This is a genomic window from Pseudoxanthomonas sp. F37, assembly GCF_022965755.1.
Classification (GTDB): Bacteria; Pseudomonadota; Gammaproteobacteria; order Xanthomonadales; family Xanthomonadaceae; genus Pseudoxanthomonas_A.
The window spans coordinates 1,003,123-1,019,756 of sequence record NZ_CP095187.1 but is presented as its reverse complement, the minus strand read 5'-3'; the positions used below and the strand labels follow the sequence as shown (position 1 = coordinate 1,019,756).

Here is a 16,634-nt window from a genome sequence, read left to right as displayed (position 1 = left end):
TCAGTCCTCCGCCACCCGCACGCCGCGCGCGGGCAGCGATGCGATCACCGCCGCCAGCATGTCGCCGGTGACCGGTTTGCGGACGAAATCGTCGAAGCCGGCCGCGCGCGCATGCGGCTCGGCTTCGGCATCGGTGCGTGCGGTCAGCGCGACCAGCGGGGTATCCACGCCGCGCTGGCGCATCTGCTGCGCCAGCGCCATGCCGTCCAGGCCGGGCAGGTCCAGGTCGAGGAAGGCAAGGTCGAACGGGGTCGCCGCGATCTCGGTGAGGGCGGCCAGTCCGTGCGGCGCATGCACCACCCGGTGACCGCGCGCGCGCAGCAGGCCCGCCACCACGTCCGCCACGGTCGTATCGTCCTCGACCAGCAGGATATCCAGCGCACCGACCGGCCGGGCCGGTGCAACGGGCGTCGCATCCGTCGCGGCTGCGGCCTGGGCGTCGGCGGTGGCGCGCAGTGCGGGCAGGTCCACGGAAAAGCGGGTGCCCCTGCCTGGCGCGCTGTCCACCCCGATGCGTCCGTCCATCGCCATCGCCAGCTCCTGGCAGATCGCCAGACCCAATCCACTGCCGCCATAGCGCGCCGTGGTCTGCGCCCCTTCGGCCTGTTCGAAGCGGCGGAACAGCCGCGCCTGCTGTTCGGCGTTGATACCCGGCCCGCTGTCGCCCACGGTCAGCCGCACGCCCTGCGGCGCCAGCGGCACGGCATGCAGCGACACATGGCCGGCCTCGGTGAACTTGATCGCATTGCCCAGCAGGTTCAGCAGGATCTGCCGCAGCCGCAGCGGATCGCCGCGCACCCTGCGCGGGACGCCCGCGGCGATGCCGTGGTGGAACGCCAGCCCGCGCTTGCCCGCCACCGGCCCCATCAGGGCGGCGACATCGCCCAGCAGCGCATGCAGGTCGAACTCGACCTGTTGCAACTCCAGTTTGCCGGCTTCGATCTTGGCCAGGTCCAGCGCATCGTTCACAAGGCGCAGCAGATGCGTGCCGGCACGCTGGATGGCGTCGGTGTAGCCCTTCTGCCGCTCGTCCAGCGGCGTGGCCTGCAGCAGTTCGGTCATGCCCAGCACGCCGGTCATGGGCGTGCGGATCTCGTGGCCCAGCGTGGCCAGGAAACGGGTCTTGGCCAACGAGGCCTGCTCGGCGACTTCGCGCTTGTGTTCGGCCAATTGCCAGGCACTGCGCCGGCGCACGCGCCGGCGGTACGCGGCGCCGGCCATCGCCAGGGCCAGCAGGCCGAGCACGGCGAACAGCAGCAGCCCCCCTGGACTGCGCCACCACGGCGGCAGCACGTGTACCCGCAGGACCTGTTCACGCGAGGCATTGCCCGCCGCATCGAAGGCCTGCATCCGCAGGCGGTAGCGGCCGGGGCCGAGGGCGGAGAACACCCGCTCGCCGCTCGCGCCCTGGTCGACCCAGCCGCCATCGAATCCTTCCAGCAGCGACCGGTAGCGATTGCCCAGCGGATTCTCGTAGCTGAGCAGGCGCGCGCTGACCAGCAACTCGTGATCGTCCGGCTGCAGCTGCAGCGGCTGGTCCACGCGCATGGGCACCAGGCTGTCGCCGCGGCTCACCTGCAGGCTGTCCACCACCAGGCTGGGCGTCACCGGTCTGGGGTCCGGCAGGTGGGTGTCGAGCAGCGCCACCGAGCCGTCCGCCGCCGTCGTCGCCAGCAGGCCGTCGGCCGTCATCAGCAAGCCGCGGTCGTTCAGCTCCTGGCTCAACAGGCCTTCGCGCACACCGAAGTTGCGCAGCAGCGCGCGGGAGCCGCGCAGGTTCGGATCGATGCGGAAAAGCCCGCGCCGGGTACCCAGCCACACCCGGCGCTGCGGATCCACGGCCAGCCCGGTCGACTCGACGGCCGGCAAGCCCTCGTCGGCACCGACCCGGCGTTCGCGCACCCAGCCGGCCGCATCGCGGCGCCACGCCTCCACGCCGGACATGCGGTGCAGCCAGAGGCGGTCGGCGTGTTCGAAGGCGAACGCATATACCCGGTCGCTGCCCATGGCGGGCACGGGAACGAAGCGCGCGGCGGCCCCGTCCCACACCCGCATGCCTTCGGCACCGCCCAGCCAGAGGCGGCCGTCGGGCGCGGCCGCGATGCCTTCGATGTCGGGCAGGCCGTGGCCGGCGTCGTCCTTGGCGATCGTGCGCAGCACGCGCCCGCTGCGGGCGTCGCGCTGCTGCACGCTGCCCATCTGCGTGACCAGCCACACGGTGTCGTCCGCCGCTTCCACCAGCCAGTCGATCGAGGTGTTGTCGGGCACGGCGTGACTGCCCTGCTGCGTCCACTGCACCATCGCGCCGGTGCGGGGATCGGTGCGGATCAGGCCGTTGCGGTGGCCGATCCACAGCTGACCATGGCGGTCCTGCAGGACCGAGGTGAGCCGCAGTTCGCCCAGCATGGCCGCGTGGTGGGACAGCGGGGTGACGTGGCCGCGGCGGGTGTCCAGCCGCTCCACCTTGCCGGTGCTGCTGGCGATCCAGATGCCGTCCGCCCCGGCCTGCGAGATGCCGCGGTAGAGTCCGCCGCCCAGGCCCTGTGCCGGCGAGAACGCGGCGATGCGCCGCCAGTCCGAACGCAGGTAGGCCAGTCCGCGCGTCGGCACCGGTACCCACAGCCCGCCGTCCGGCAGTGCCAGCACGGTCTGCAGGACGCGGCCGATGCCCACGTTCTGCGCATCGTAGTTGACCGGTGCGGGCGCCAGGTCGCCATCGGTGCGCCACAGCCCGCCCTGGCTGGCGAGCCAGTACTCCCCCTGGCCGTCACTGGCCATCGCGATCAGCGCGTTGGGCCGGGCGAACATCGGCGACCAGGGAGGCGACACCCACCGCTGCTCCGGCGACCACCGGTACACGCCATCGGATGCGCCGACCCATACCGCATTGCCGTCCGCGGTCACCGAATAGATGATCGCATCCTGGCCATCCGGCAATGCGAAGCGGCGCACCTCGCGCCCGTCGTAGCGGGCAAGCCCGCCCATGGTGCCGATCCACAGCACGCCACGCGCATCGAAGGCCAGCGACAGCACGTTGTCCGACGGCAGGCCGTCCCCGCCGTCGGCCGCTGCGGCGAACCGCGTGATGCGGCCGTCGGCGGACAGCCGGTGCAATCCACCGCCGAACGTGCCGAACCACACGTCGGCGCCGCGGCTGGTGATGGCGAACACATCGTCGCTGCCCATCTGCGGATGCTCCGCCTGGCGGAAATGGCGGAATCCGCCACGGTCGGCCTCCATCACGCTGAGGCCGCCGTTCTCGGTGCCGACCCACACGCGGTCGGCGGCGTCGATGTGCAGCGCCTGCACCACGTTGCCGGGCAGCGAGGCCGGATCGGCCGGATCGTGGCGCCATACCTTGAAGCCCACGCCGTCGTAGCGTGCCAGGCCATCCCAGGTGGCCATCCACAGATAGCCGGAGCGGTCGCGCGCGAGCGCCGGGATGGTGGTCGAGGGCAGGCCGTCGCCGGCCCCCAGCAGGCGGAAGCGGGGGATCTCGGGCACCGTCGCCTGCACGGACGCGCAGACCAGCCACACCAGCAACAGCCACCCCGCACGCCTCGCCATTCCCGCCCGCCCCTCGTTCCCTGGTGACCCCTTCCGGCATCGTCGCAACGGACCGTTGCACGCGCAAGCGGGGTATCTTCAGCGGCCGCCCCCCTAGAATCCGACCCCATGCCCGGATCCTTCCTCCGCCACCTGCTGCTGCGCACCGGCTGCCTGCTGGCGCTGCTGCCCGCCGTGGCCGGCGCCCGCGACACGCTGGCGGAGTACGGCCTGGACCCGGTGCACACGCGCGTGATGTTCGCCATCTCGCATGCCGGGTTCTCCCGCGCCATCGGCACCGTATCGGGCAGCACCGGCACGCTGGCCTTCGATCCCGGCGACTGGACCCGCGCGAAGGTCGACGTGCGCGTGCCGATCGTGCGCGTGGACCTGGGCGATGCCGACTGGAACAAGGCCACGCTGGCGAAGTCCCTGCTCGATGCGGAAAGCCACCCCGAAGCGCGCTTCGTCTCCACGCGGGTCGAACCGGTCGATGCCACGCATGCGCGCGTGCATGGCGACCTCACCCTGCGCGGCGTGACGCGCGAAGTCGTCCTCGATGTCGTCCTGAATGCCGCCAAGCGCCACCCGCTGCCGCCGTTCCGCCGCACGGTGGGGTTTTCCGCCACCGCCACGCTGAGCCGGGCCGACTTCGGCATCACGGCCTGGAAGTCGGTGATCGGCGACCCGGTGGAGCTGCGCATCGAGGCCGAGGCCACCTACGACGGCAAGGCCGATGACGACGTGCCGTCCGCCGACACCCCGCCTTCCCCACCACCACCGCCGGAGCCGACGCCATGACCCTGAAGAACACCGACGCGCGCTGGGGTGCGGTCAGCCAGCTGTTCCACTGGGTCATCGTGGTGCTGATCCTGGTGATGGCGTATATCGGCCTGACCATGGGCGACCTGCCCAACGGACCGCGCAAGATCAACATCTACGCGCTGCACAAGTCGATCGGCCTGACCATCCTGGCGCTGGTCGTGCTGCGCGTGCTGTGGCGCGTATACGCCGGTGCGCCGGCGCCGGTGCCCGGGACGCCCACCTGGCAGCAGCGCATCGCATCGGCGACCCACTTCCTGCTGTACGCACTGCTGTTCGCCATCCCGCTGTCGGGCTGGGTGCTGAACTCCTCCGCCGGCTATCCCCTGCAGTGGTTCAAGCTGTTCAACCTGCCGGCCATCACCGGCCGCAGCGACAGCGTGCACGAAGCCGCCGAAGGCGCGCACGAACTGCTGTTCTGGGTACTGGTGGTGCTGGTGCTGGCGCATGCCGGCGCAGCGCTGTACCACCACGTCTTCCAGGGCGACGCCACGCTCGCCCGCATGCTGCCGGGACGCCGCAAGGCGCTCGCGTCGGCGCCCGCTCCCGCTTCCCCCACCCCGCAGGATTCCCCCGATGAAAACCCCTGACCGCATGCGCCTGGCGCTCGCCACCCTGTTGCTGGCCACCGCCGGCCAGGCCGCTGCCGCCGACTACGTGCAGGCCTCCGGCTCGACGCTCGTGTTCGCCAGCAACTATCAGGGCGAAACCTTCACCGGCAGGTTCGGCGGCTTCACCACCACCATGAGCTTCGACCCGAAGCAGCTGACGGCCAGCAAGCTGGACGTCGCCATCCAGCTGGCCGGCACGCAGACCGGCAACAAGGACCGCGACGACACGCTGGTGTCGGCCGACTTCTTCAACGTGGGCAAGTTCGCGCAGGCGCGCTACACGGCGACGAAGTTCCGCGCGCTGGGCGGCAACCAGTACGCGGCCGATGGCACGCTCACGCTGCGCGGCGCCAGCAAGCCGGTGACGCTGACCTTCACCTGGACGCCCGGCGCGCAGCCCGTGCTGGCCGGCAAGGCGACGGTGAAACGGCTGGACTTCGGCGTGGGCGGCGGCGACTGGGCCGACACCTCGACCATCCCCAACGAGGTGGCGATCAGCACGAAGGTGGTATTGAAGCCCAAGCCCTGAGGCCCGGCGGCTTCAGCCGCCTGGTGCCGGAGGAATGCCGAAACATCCGCGCCGTCCTCTTTCATCGGCAAGACAGGCGCGATGGCCACCGGCCATATGTTCGGTCTCGTCATCGGCACGGACGACCAGGCCGAACACCCCGCCGGTCCTGGTCAGCAGCACGGCTTCCCAGATCGTGTCGTGGCCGCCCCATTGCAGGAGGGCGCGGGCATCGTCGTCCGCGCGGTGTAGCGGCGCGTGCGCGGCATCGCCCAGCATGCGGCGCAGATTGCGCAGGTCGAGCGAAGCGGGCGCACTGGTCACCGCCTTCAGCAGCACGATGCGTTCGATGTCGTCCACCGGCAGCACCTGCGACAGCGTCTGCCCTTCCCAGGCGAACCCGCCGGCCGGGCCGGTGCCCCCCTTCGCCAGGTCCACGTCAGCCGCCGCCGCGCTTCCCGACACCATGCCGAGCAGCGCCATCCAGCGGGAAGCGCTGCCCACGGTCACGACAGCCAGGCCGTCACGCGTTCGGCGCTGAACGGCCAGTCCAGTTCCTCGCCGGTGTCGCTGCGCTGCAGCACGGGAACGCGGGTGCCGTAACGCACTTCCATCGCTTCGTCCTGGTCGATGAACACGCTCTCGAACTCGGGAACCCGCGCCTGCGCGAGCACGTCGAGCGCCAGGTCGCACAGGTGGCAGTCGTCGCGTTGGTAGAGGATCAGGGGCATGGCGGCAGGGGGATGAAAGGCGTCGGGCGCGTACGTGCTTAGAATAGCGGCCTTTCCGCGGCGGTTCGCAGCATGGCAGTCAGTACGTTCGACCTGTTCAAGATCGGCATCGGTCCCAGTTCATCGCATACGGTGGGTCCGATGCGCGCGGCCGCGCGCTTCGTCGCGCGCTGGCTGGTCGACGGCGGGCGCCTGCAGGACGTGGCGCGCATCCGCGCCGAAGTCTTCGGTTCGCTCGCCCTGACCGGCCGTGGGCACGGCACCGACAAGGCGGTGCTGATGGGCCTGGAAGGCCACTACCCCAACGAGATCGACCCCGACATCATCCCGCCCGCGCTGGAGCGCATCCGCGCCGGCAAGCGCATCCTGCTGAGCGGCACCCACCCGGTCGCGTTCGACGAGAAGCGCGACCTGCTGATGAACAAGCGGCAGAAGCTGCCGTACCACACCAACGGCATGCGCTTCACCGCGTACGACGCCAACGACGAGGTGATCGCCACGCGCGATTACTACTCGGTCGGCGGCGGCTTCGTGGTCAACCAGGACGACGCGGCGGTGGACCGCATCGTCGCCGACGAGACGCCGCTGCCGTATCCGTTCAAGAGCGGCGACGAGTTGCTGGCGCAGTGCCAGCGCAGTGGATTGAGCATCGCGGCGCTGATGTTCGAGAACGAGAAGGCCTGGCGCAGCGAGGACGGGATCCGCGACGGCCTGCGCGCGATCTGGAACGCCATGCAGTCGTGCATGGCGCGCGGCATCCGCGAGGAAGGCACCCTGCCCGGCGGCCTGCACGTCGCCCGCCGCGCGCCCGCGCTGCATCGCGAACTGTCCAGCAAGCCGGAGGCCGCCATGCGCGATCCGCTGACGGTGCTGGACTGGGTGAACCTGTACGCGCTGGCGGTGAACGAGGAGAACGCCGCCGGCGGCCGCGTGGTCACCGCGCCCACCAACGGCGCGGCCGGCATCATTCCGGCGGTGCTGCACTACTACGACCGCTTCTGCCCCGGCAACAGCGAGCAGCGCGTGTTCGACTTCCTGCTGACCGCAGCGGCCATCGGGATCCTCTACAAGGAGAACGCCAGCATCAGCGGCGCCGAGGTCGGCTGCCAGGGCGAGGTGGGTGTGGCGTGTTCGATGGCCGCCGGCGGACTGGTCGCGGCGCTGGGCGGCACGCCGAGCCAGATCGAGAACGCGGCCGAGATCGGGATGGAACACAACCTGGGCCTGACCTGCGACCCGATCGGCGGCCTGGTGCAGATCCCGTGCATCGAGCGCAACGCGATGGGCGCGGTGAAGGCCATCAACGCCAGCCGCATGGCGATGCGCGGCGACGGCAAGCACAAGGTCTCGTTGGACAAGGTCATCAAGACCATGCGCGACACCGGCCGCGACATGCAGGACAAGTACAAGGAAACCAGCCGGGGTGGGTTGGCTGTCAATGTGATCGAGTGCTAGGCGGCACGACATGAATCTTCACGACCTTGAGAAGTTGGCCCTGCGCCTGAACGAGCTCTATGAGCAGCTTGAGATCAAACGTTATGGTCGCGTCTGGAGTACGGAGGAACTCGCACTCGGGTTCGTGGGAGATGTAGGCGATCTGGCGAAGCTGATCCAGGCGAATGCCGGCGTCCGGCATATCGATGACTGCAAAGGCAAGCTGGGCCACGAGCTGTCGGACTGCCTGTGGTCGATCATCGTTCTGGCGCACAAGTGCGGCATCGACTTGCAGGCCGAGTTCGTCAGGAATCTCACCGACCTGTCCGAGCACGTCTCCCGCGAACTGGGTGCAGATGCAGGTGCCACCTGACAGGTTCACCCAAACCTGATCTTCATTTTCCGGCAGGCCTGATGCTGTCCCCGGGATACGGCCTCCGGCCACACGCGGGCCACGCGGCAACGACAGCCTGTTAAGGCGCACCCCGACATTCCGTTCGTGGCGAGCCCAGGTAGAGCGCAGCGAAACCAGCATCCGATCTGCCGACACACCCACGGGAGCGTGACCCGGGGCACTATCGGGCTACGCGGCTAACGTGACAGCGACCGATCCGATCACTCCGTTCCTCGAGATCGGCGTTATCGAGCGCCAGCATCGCGGTGGGACGGCTCGCACACCGAACCGTCCCGATTACAGTCAGCTGTCGCCCGGTTGTCACGCTCGGCCATGTCCTTGCCGATGGAGTACCCGAACCAGACCACCATGCACAGAAGCAGCGCTGCGGGCGTGAGCCATGAAGACATGGCCCTCGGCGACTTGTCCAGCGCGGGCCCGGCAGAGACGTCGGCGGGCGGCTGAACTCCGGCGATAAGACTCAACGGCACCTCCAAAGCTGTCGCCAAGGCCAGACACGTTTCCGGAGATGCCGCCGAACCGCCTTCGATACGTTGCAGGGTGCGAGCACTCAGCCCGGCGACCGTCGCCAGATGTTCCTGCGACCACGCGCGCTGTTCCCTCAGGGTTCGGATCCGTTCGGCATTCAGTTTCATGTCCATCGTCGTTGCAGGCCCATGCCCGTCTAGGTTAGCCGGAAGCCTCCACTATGGACGGGCGACGGCGCCACGACAGGAACCCGACGCCGGGCCGACATCCCCTGCGCCGATGCGGCGCTTTGGCCCTTTAGACGCCGACATGAGCGCCGATACGGTATAGGTAAACAGACTTACCGGAGACGCGCCCTGTCCGAGCCCGGGGACACGACCCGCCGCGCCCGCCCGTCCTGGCGGCGCCGACTGGCGGCCTGGTGCCTGCCCCTGCTGGGCGGAATGGCGATGCTTTGCCCGCCGGCGCAGGCACTGGACCCCTCCAAGTCGTTCCACCACTACGTGCGCAACCACTGGAGCCTGGAGCAGGGCCTGCCCCAGCTCAGCGTACTGGCCATCGCACAGGACCGGCCCGGCTACCTCTGGTTCGGCACACAGGCCGGCCTGAGCCGCTTCGACGGCGTGCGCTTCACCAACTTCGACCTGGACAACACGCCCGGACTGCCCAGCACCTGGATCCAGGCCCTGCACACCGACCGTGCCGGTCGCCTGTGGATCGGCACGCCCCAGGGCCTGGCGGTGCGCGAGGGCCACCGCGTGCGGACGCTACCGGTGGCACCGGGCGAGCGCGACGTGGTCGAGGTGCTGGCCCTGACCGCGGATGCCGCAGGCCGGCTGCTGGTGGCGACACGCCGCGGCGTGATGGTGGTCGCCAACGACCGGCTGGAGATGCTGCACGCCCTCCCGGAGGGCGGCGCCCTGGCGCTGCACGTGGATCGGGGCGGCACGCTCTGGGTGGGCGGCCGGGGCCGCGTGCACGCCTTCGATGCCAGCGGCGAACGCGTGCTGGCGTTGCCTGCGGGCGCGACGACCGCCCACGTGGTGGCGCTGGCGCAGCACGATGGACGGGTGTGGGCGGGCACCGAGGCGGGGCTGTTCGTGCTGTCGGGGCGCCAGTGGCAGCGCCATGGCGAAGTGGCGGCGGCCAGCGGGGGCATCCTCGCCCTGCGCGAGGATCGCGACGGCGTCCTGTGGGCCAGCACCCGCGATGCGCTCTACCGCTTCCGCAGCGGCCGGCTGCTCGAACGGATCCGCGGCGAGGGTCCGTTGGCCGAGATCCGCGCCTTCTACGAAGACCGCGAATCCAACCTGTGGCTGGGCAGCAACAACGAAGGCGTCAGCCGTGCCTGGAACGGCTGGACGCGGCGCTACAGCCGCGCGGAGGGACTGCTGCAGCCCTTGCTCTGGTCCACCGCACAGGGCTCCGACGGCCGCGTGTGGGCGGGCAGCGACGACGGCGTCAGCGTGCTGGAGAACGGCCGCTTCCGCCTGGTCGTGCCCGGCCCGGCGTTGCCGCATCCGGCCGCCTACAGCCTGCTGCCGGAGCACGGGCAGACATGGATCGGCACGCGCGATGGCGCCGCGCTCTATCGCGGTGGCCGCGTGCAGCACCCGCGCATGCTGGATGCGCTGGACGCCGCGCAGGTGAACGGCATCGTGCGCGACCGCAGCGGCCGGCTGTGGTTCGCCGCCAGCACAGGACTGTACCGCTGGGACGGCGGCGAGCGGCTGCGCCGCTATGGCACGGAAGCCGGCCTGCGCGACGTGCGCGTGCGCGTGCTGCTGGAGACCCGCGACGGCCGCTTGCTGGTGGGCACGCAGAGCGGCCTTTACGAATTCACCGACGAGCGCCTGGTCGCCATCCCGCTGACCGGCACCGGACTGGATGCGCCCCACATCGTCGCCCTGCACGAACTGGCCGGCGGCCAATGGGTGGTGGGTGCGTTGTCCGAGGAACTGATGCTGGTGTTCGATGGGCAGCGCTGGACGCGGCTGGACAAGACGCGCGGCATACCGGCCAACGCACCGTTCTTCTTCGCCGAGGACGGCAACGACTTCCTCTGGGTCGCCGGGCTGCGCGGCATCTACCGGGTGCGGATCACCGACCTGCTGGCCGCCACCGGGGACCCTGCCGTGCGCGTCCCCGCACGCACGCTGCTGAACGAGCGGGGCGACCGCCATGGCGGGCAGAAGGGCGACTGCTGCAACGGCGCCGGCAACAGCCGCGGCTTCATGGCCGACAACGCACTGTGGCTGCCCACGCGCGATGGCCTGGTGGTGATGGCGACCGACCAGCCCCTGGCCAACGACTACGTGCCCGAATCGGTGATCGAACGGGTGCAGGTACGCGGCCAATGGCGGGCCGCCGATCCGGCCGCGGCCTGGTCGCTGCCGCGCGACACGCGCGATCTGCGCTTCGAGTTCACCACGCTCAGCTTCCAGGCCTCCGACCATATCGACATCCGTTACCGCCTGAAGGGCTACGACGAAGACTGGAAGCTGCTGGACGACCCGCACCAGCGCAGCGCCACCTACACCAACCTGCCGGCCGGCCGTTACGTGTTCGAAGTGCTCGGCACCAACAACAGCGGCGTCTCCGGGCGCGCGCCGGCCACCCAGGCGTTCACCATCGCGCCCTACTTCTACGAAAGCGCCTGGTTCTACCTGCTGCTGGCGATGGCGCTGGGGGTGCTGGTGCTGCTGTCCAACCGCTGGGTGCTGCGCCGCCACCACAACCGCCGGCTGGCGCTGGAGCGCCTGGTGCAGCAGCGCACGCGGGACCTGCAGCAGGCCAACCGCCAGCTGGAAGCGATCAGCCTGACCGATCCGCTGACCAGCCTGCACAACCGCCGCTACCTCGCGCGCCAGTTGCCGGCGGACATCGCCTACTACCTGCGCACGCCCAAGTTCGCCGCCGGCGTGGACGTGCTGGCCTTCGTGCTGCTGGACATCGATCACTTCAAGTCGATCAACGACGGCCATGGCCACCAGGCCGGCGACCACGTGCTGCAGACCGTCGCGCACCGCCTGCGCATGCTCTCGCGCGAGGGCGACTACGTGGTCCGCTGGGGCGGCGAGGAATTCCTGATGGTGTTCCGGCCCATGCCGCGGCACGAACTGCACGCCCTGGGCCGCCGCATCTGCACCGCCATCGCCAGCGAGCCGGTGGAGGTGGCCGGCGCGCGCCTGCAGGTGACGGCTTCGCTGGGCCTGGTGGGCTATCCGCCGTTCGCCGAGGTGCCCGACCTGCTGGGCTGGGAGCAACTGGTATCGCTGGCGGACCGCGCCCTGTACGAGGTCAAGGCGCAGGGCCGCAACGGCTGGGCGCTGTACGAAGCCGTACCGTCGGCCCCGCCGCTGCCCGATGACGAGCACGTGCGCCGCGACCCCGGCGAACTGGTCCGCCGCGGCCACCTGGCATTGCGCGGCCCCTACCATCCGCCAGCGCCTTTGCCGAGCCCGCCGGGTTCCGGTTGACGGCCTCGCGACGCGTCCGCGGTACGCCGGCACGCCACGCCGCGGATTCCCCCATGAAGTTGCTGCCCCCGATGCTCGCCCTCGTGGCGATGTCCATCTCCAGCGCGACCGTTGCGCAGACGGTGTCGACCCTCGCTATGGCGCACGGCTCGAAGGCTTCGCGTATCCGCACCCGGTGCGGACATTCGCGTTCCAATCGCAGGACCAGCGGCTGGAGATGGCCTATCTGGATGTTGCCGCCCCGCCGCACACAACGGGCGTACCGTCGTGCTGCTGCATGGCAAGAACTTCTGTGCCGCCACCTGGGAGTCCGCCATCACGGCGCTGACGGGCGCCGGTTATCGGGTCATCGCACCGGACCAGATCGGCTTCTGCAAGTCGAGCAAGCCGCCCCGTTACCAGTACTCGTTCGCCCAGCTGGCCGGCAACACCCGGGACCTGCTGAAGCACCTCGGCATCGATCGCGCGGCGATCGTCGGCCATTCGATGGGCGGCATGCTGGCGGCGCGCTTCGCGCTGCAGTACCCGCAGGCGACGGAGCGCCTGGTGCTGGTCAATCCGATCGGACTGGAAGACTGGAGGGCCGAAGGCGTGCCATGGCGGAGCGTCGACGCGTGGCATGCGCGCGAACGCAAGACCAGCTTCGACAACATCCGCGACTACCAGCGCACCGTGTACTACGGCGGCGACTGGAAGCCGGCCTACGAACGCTGGGTGCGGATGCTCGGCGGCATGTACGCCGGCGAGGGCGGCCAGGCCGTGGCATGGAGCCAGGCGCTGACCTCGGACATGGTGTTCAACCAGCCGGTGGTCCACGAACTGCCCCGCATCACGGCAGCGACCACGCTGCTGATCGGCCAGAAGGACCGCACCGCGATCGGCAAGGACCTGGCACCGCCGGAGGTCGCCCAGCGGCTGGGCGACTATCCGGCGCTGGGCAGGCGCACCGCCGCGGCGATTCCCGGCGCAAAGCTGGTGGAATTCGCCGACCTGGGCCACTCGCCGCAGGTGGAGGCGCCGGAACGCTTCAACGCAGCCCTGCTGTCCGCGCTGGAGTAGCCGTGCCGGCGATCAGCGCGCGGATGCGATCGCCAGCACGTCGTCCAGCAACGCCGCAGCGGTGACGTCGGCGCCGGCACCCGGCCCCTGCACGACCAGCGGCTGCTCGTCGTAACGGTCGCTGTAGATGGCCACGCGGTTGTCGGTGCCGCTGCCGCTGCACAAGGCATGGTCTTCGGGCAACACCTGCAGGCCCACGCTGGCGCGATCACGGTCGAACCGGCCGACGAAGCGCAAGCGGCCGCCATTGCGGTACGCATCCTTGAAGCGCGCCGCCAATGGCGCATCCAGCTGCGCGAGTGCGCCGTCGACGCCGTCCAGCGGCAGTGCCGCCAGTTCGACCGGCACCAGCGACTCCACGCGCACATCGGCCTGTTCCAACGGGAAACCCGCGGCGCGCGCCAGGATCAGCAGCTTGCGGCGCACGTCCTCGCCGGACAGGTCGATGCGCGGGTCGGGCTCGGTATAGCCGGCCTGGCGCGCCTGGCGGACGAAACCGGAAAACGGACGCATGCCGTCGTAGTGGTTGAACAGCCACGCCAGCGAGCCGGACAGCACGCCCTCCACGCGGTGGATGCGGTCGCCGCCGGCCACCAGCGCGCGCAGGCTGCTCAGCAGCGGCAGGCCGGCGCCGACGGTGGCCGCTTCGCCGTAGCGCGCGCCGGACCCCGCGCAGGCCAGCGCGATCGCCTGCGCGCGCGACCATCCACTGCCCGCACCCAGCTTGTTGGCCGTCACCACGTGCACGCCGCGCGCCAGCCATTCGGCATGCCAGCCGGCGACCGCGTCGCTGGCGGTGGCGTCGATCACGATATCGCCGGCATGCAGCGCCTCGGCCTCCGCCCACGGCGGAAGATCGTCGCGGCGCGCAGCGGCCCGGTGGGCCTGCTCCAGTGCGCGTTGCGGTGCGCCCGCGCAATCGTGCAGCGCGCGCGAGTTCGCCAGCCACGCCAGCGGCGGCAACGGCAGTCCGGCCGACTGCAGGCGCTGGTAGCGCGCCACCAGGGCGCTGCCCACCACGCCCGTGCCCAACAGCGCGAGCCGGGGCACGCGACGCGCGGCGGTACGCAGCGGAACGACCGTGCTCATGCGTCGGCGAGCCTGCGTTTGGACTCGGCCACCACCGCCTCGGCCCGCGACAGCGCCGCGCCGAGGTCGGCCAGCAGGTCGTCGGTCGCCTCGATGCCGACCGACAGCCGCAGCAGGCCGTCGGAGATGCCGGCCTTGGCGCGCGCTTCCGGCGTCATCGCCGCATGCGTCATCGTGGCCGGATGCGCGACCAGGCTTTCCACGCCGCCCAGCGATTCGGCCAGGGTGAAGTAGCGCAGCCCTTCGACGAAGGCGCGCACCGCTTCTTCGCCGCCTTCCAGTTCCAGGCTCAGCATCGCGCCGAAGCCCTTCTGCTGGCGTGCGGCCACCGCGTGGCCCGGATGCGTGGCCAGTCCGGGGAAATAGACCTTCGACACCACCGGATGCGTGTCCAGCAACGCGGCGATGGCGTTCGCGTTCTCCTGGTGCGCGCGCAGGCGCGCATCCAGCGTGCGCAGGCCGCGCAGGGTCAGGAAACTGTCGAACGGCGAACCGGTCAGTCCCAGCGCATTGGCCCACCACACCAGCTGCTGGTGGGTTTCCGCATCGCGCGCCACCACCGCGCCGCCCACCACATCGCTGTGGCCGTTGATGTACTTGGTGGTGGAATGCAGCACCACATCGGCGCCGAAGGCGATCGGGGTCTGCAGCGCCGGCGACAGGAAGGTGTTGTCCACCACCGCGCGCGCGCCGGCCTTGTGCGCGGCCTCGATCACGAAGCGCAGGTCGGTGATGCGCAGCAGCGGATTGGACGGCGTTTCGATCAGCACCAGCTTGGGCGACTGCGCCAGCGCATCGGCCAGCGAGCGCGGATCGGTCAGGTCGGCGGTGATAAGGTCGAAGTGGCCCTTCTTCGCCAGCGCGTTGAACAGGCGCCAGCTGCCGCCGTACGCGTCGTGCGGCACCACCAGACGGTCGCCCGGCTCCAGCAGCGCGTTCAGCACCAGCGTGATGGCACCCATGCCGGTGGCGGTGACGACGGCGCCGGCGCCGCCTTCGAGTTCGGCCAGCGCCTCGGCCAGCAGGTCGCGCGTGGGGTTGCCGCTGCGGGTGTAGTCGTATTCGCGCTTCTGCGCGAAGCCGGCGAAGCTGAAGTTCGACGACAGCACGATCGGCGGGGTCACCGCGCCGTAGGCGGTATCGCGGTCGATGCCGGCGCGCACGGCGGCGGTGGCGGGACGACAGGGCGCGTCGGCGTCGGTGGGGCTGTAGCTGCTCATGCGAGGTCTCCGGCGGCGCGCAGGGCCGAGGTGAGGATGGAATCGATGCGGTCGGTTTCTTTCAGGAAGGCGTCGTGGCCGTAGGGCGAGCGCAGCACGCGCAACTGGCCCAGCGTGCCCAGGCCTTCGACCAGGGCCACCGAATCGGGCAGCGGCACCAGGCGGTCGCCTTCCACCGCGACCACCAGCGTGGGCACGCGGATGTCGGCGGGATCGACGCGGTGCAGGTCGATGGATTCGGACAGGCGCACGTAGGCGGTGACCGGCGTGCGCGCGACATACTGCGCGCCGGCCGCATCCAGGTAGTCTTCGGCGGCCACGCGCACGCGGCCGTTGACGATTTCCGGCGCGGCGTCGAAGCGCTCGCCGAATTCTTCCGGCGTGCGGTAGCTCAGCATGGCGAACTGGCGCGCCAGCGACAGGCCCTGCGCATCGGCGCACTGCAGCTGGCCCAGGGTCACCGCACGCCGCTGCAGCGCACGCCAGGCGGCGGCATAGGGGTGGGCGCGATGCGCGCCGCTGACCGCGACCAGCTGCTCCACGCGCGCGGGGTGGCGGATGGCGAACTGCAGGCCCACCAGCGCCCCGTACGAGTAGCCCACGAAGGCCTGCAGGCGGGCGATCTTCAATGCGGACAGCAACTGGGCGATGGCGTCGGCCTGGTCCGCGGTGTCGATGGGGGCATCGAGGCGGCCATCGGCGCCGACGAAGTCGAACGCGAGCAATCGGCGGTGCGCCGGATCCAGCGCGCGGCCGGCGCCGACCAGGTCGTTCAGCCAGCCGTTTTCGGGGAAGACGCCGCACGCGGCCAGATGGCGGTGCGCGGAGATGCCGCCGGCCACGAACACCACCGGCGCACCGGCCGGCCCGTGCAGTTCGTAGCGCAGCGTCAGTGCGCGCGTGCCGGCATGGCGCATCGACAGCTCGACCACCACCTCGCCCCGCACGGCACGCGGCGCGTCATCCTGGAACGGGGGAGCCACGACGCCGTCGAGGGTCGACGGTTCGGCAAGGCGGTTCAGCGCGGGACTGGCGTAACTCATGGCGGCATCCGGTGGGCGTGGTCCCTGGCGGGACGGGACTGCACCACCGAGCTTCGCGGAGCTCGCGTTCGCCGTGCGAAGGCACGGTACGAACCATCTTTCGGCGGACGCTGGGTCCCCGCAGGATTTGGCACCTACACGGCGCTTGCGCGTCGCTGGCTGCCCCGGCTTCTTCGGGCCTGTCCCTCTGCCGGTCTCGATGGTGAGGC

12 protein-coding genes, 2 pseudogenes and 1 riboswitch are annotated in these 16,634 nt (G+C 70.5%); of the genes and pseudogenes, 7 read left to right on the top strand and 7 right to left on the bottom strand.

The window, feature by feature from the left end; genetic code table 11:
- The gene (locus MUU77_RS04635; RefSeq protein WP_245092106.1) at positions 1-3,567 is read right to left on the bottom strand and encodes a hybrid sensor histidine kinase/response regulator; all 3,567 of its coding nucleotides are present in this window, start codon (positions 3,565-3,567) and stop codon (positions 1-3) included.
- Positions 3,568-3,675: 108 nt separating this feature from the next.
- On the opposite strand from MUU77_RS04635, the pseudogene MUU77_RS04630 reads away from it, so the two are divergent.
- The 3 genes and pseudogenes from MUU77_RS04630 to MUU77_RS04620 all read left to right on the top strand — a co-directional run.
- A pseudogene (locus MUU77_RS04630) lies at positions 3,676-4,287 on the top strand (YceI family protein); the annotation flags it as partial.
- Between the two features lie 56 nt (positions 4,288-4,343).
- The gene (locus MUU77_RS04625; RefSeq protein ID WP_245092099.1) at positions 4,344-4,958 is read left to right on the top strand and encodes a cytochrome b; all 615 of its coding nucleotides are present in this window, start codon (positions 4,344-4,346) and stop codon (positions 4,956-4,958) included.
- Positions 4,959-4,962: 4 nt separating this feature from the next.
- A complete protein-coding gene (locus MUU77_RS04620; protein WP_245094227.1) occupies positions 4,963-5,508 on the top strand; it encodes a YceI family protein in 546 nt (181 codons plus the stop codon).
- Between the two features lie 12 nt (positions 5,509-5,520).
- Here the strand turns inward: MUU77_RS04620 and MUU77_RS04615 are convergent, their stop codons facing one another.
- Together MUU77_RS04615 and MUU77_RS04610 are read right to left on the bottom strand one after the other, a co-directional pair.
- On the bottom strand, positions 5,521-5,997 hold the full coding sequence (locus MUU77_RS04615; RefSeq protein ID WP_245092097.1) for a hypothetical protein: 477 nt from the start codon (positions 5,995-5,997) through the stop codon (positions 5,521-5,523).
- The gene (locus MUU77_RS04610) at positions 5,994-6,218 is read right to left on the bottom strand and encodes a glutaredoxin family protein (protein WP_245092095.1); all 225 of its coding nucleotides are present in this window, start codon (positions 6,216-6,218) and stop codon (positions 5,994-5,996) included. The genes MUU77_RS04615 and MUU77_RS04610 overlap by 4 nt, the downstream gene beginning before the upstream one ends.
- A gap of 72 nt (positions 6,219-6,290) precedes the next feature.
- Here MUU77_RS04610 and MUU77_RS04605 point away from each other — a divergent pair, with 72 nt between their 5' ends.
- Both MUU77_RS04605 and MUU77_RS04600 read left to right on the top strand, forming a co-directional pair.
- Positions 6,291-7,673, top strand: a complete 1,383-nt coding sequence (locus MUU77_RS04605; RefSeq protein WP_245092093.1) for an L-serine ammonia-lyase — start codon at positions 6,291-6,293, stop codon at positions 7,671-7,673.
- Positions 7,674-7,683: 10 nt separating this feature from the next.
- The gene (locus MUU77_RS04600) at positions 7,684-8,025 is read left to right on the top strand and encodes a nucleotide pyrophosphohydrolase (protein ID WP_245092091.1); all 342 of its coding nucleotides are present in this window, start codon (positions 7,684-7,686) and stop codon (positions 8,023-8,025) included.
- Between the two features lie 266 nt (positions 8,026-8,291).
- Here MUU77_RS04600 and MUU77_RS04595 read toward each other — a convergent pair whose 3' ends face one another.
- Positions 8,292-8,702 carry a helix-turn-helix transcriptional regulator gene (locus MUU77_RS04595; RefSeq protein ID WP_245092089.1) on the bottom strand — a complete coding sequence of 137 codons (411 nt, stop codon included), beginning with the start codon at positions 8,700-8,702 and terminating at the stop codon, positions 8,292-8,294.
- Positions 8,703-8,978: 276 nt separating this feature from the next.
- Here MUU77_RS04595 and MUU77_RS04590 point away from each other — a divergent pair, with 276 nt between their 5' ends.
- Together MUU77_RS04590 and MUU77_RS04585 are read left to right on the top strand one after the other, a co-directional pair.
- On the top strand, positions 8,979-12,014 hold the full coding sequence (locus tag MUU77_RS04590; protein WP_245092081.1) for a ligand-binding sensor domain-containing diguanylate cyclase: 3,036 nt from the start codon (positions 8,979-8,981) through the stop codon (positions 12,012-12,014).
- 89 nt (positions 12,015-12,103) lie between these two features.
- A pseudogene (locus MUU77_RS04585) lies at positions 12,104-13,073 on the top strand (alpha/beta hydrolase).
- Between the two features lie 12 nt (positions 13,074-13,085).
- Here MUU77_RS04585 and MUU77_RS04580 read toward each other — a convergent pair.
- Genes MUU77_RS04580 through MUU77_RS04570 form a run of 3 tightly spaced genes read right to left on the bottom strand, consistent with a single transcriptional unit; the run spans position 13,086 to position 16,365 of the window.
- Entirely contained in the window at positions 13,086-14,162 is a 1,077-nt protein-coding gene (locus tag MUU77_RS04580) for a homoserine dehydrogenase (RefSeq protein WP_245092079.1), read from the bottom strand.
- A complete protein-coding gene (locus MUU77_RS04575) occupies positions 14,159-15,382 on the bottom strand; it encodes an O-succinylhomoserine (thiol)-lyase (protein WP_245092077.1) in 1,224 nt (407 codons plus the stop codon). Before MUU77_RS04575 ends, MUU77_RS04580 begins: the two co-directional genes overlap by 4 nt.
- On the bottom strand, positions 15,379-16,365 hold the full coding sequence (locus tag MUU77_RS04570) for a homoserine O-succinyltransferase (RefSeq protein ID WP_245094225.1): 987 nt from the start codon (positions 16,363-16,365) through the stop codon (positions 15,379-15,381). The genes MUU77_RS04575 and MUU77_RS04570 overlap by 4 nt, the downstream gene beginning before the upstream one ends.
- A 150-nt stretch (positions 16,366-16,515) precedes the next feature.
- Positions 16,516-16,631: riboswitch (SAM riboswitch) on the bottom strand.
- Positions 16,632-16,634: the final 3 nt, after the last annotated feature.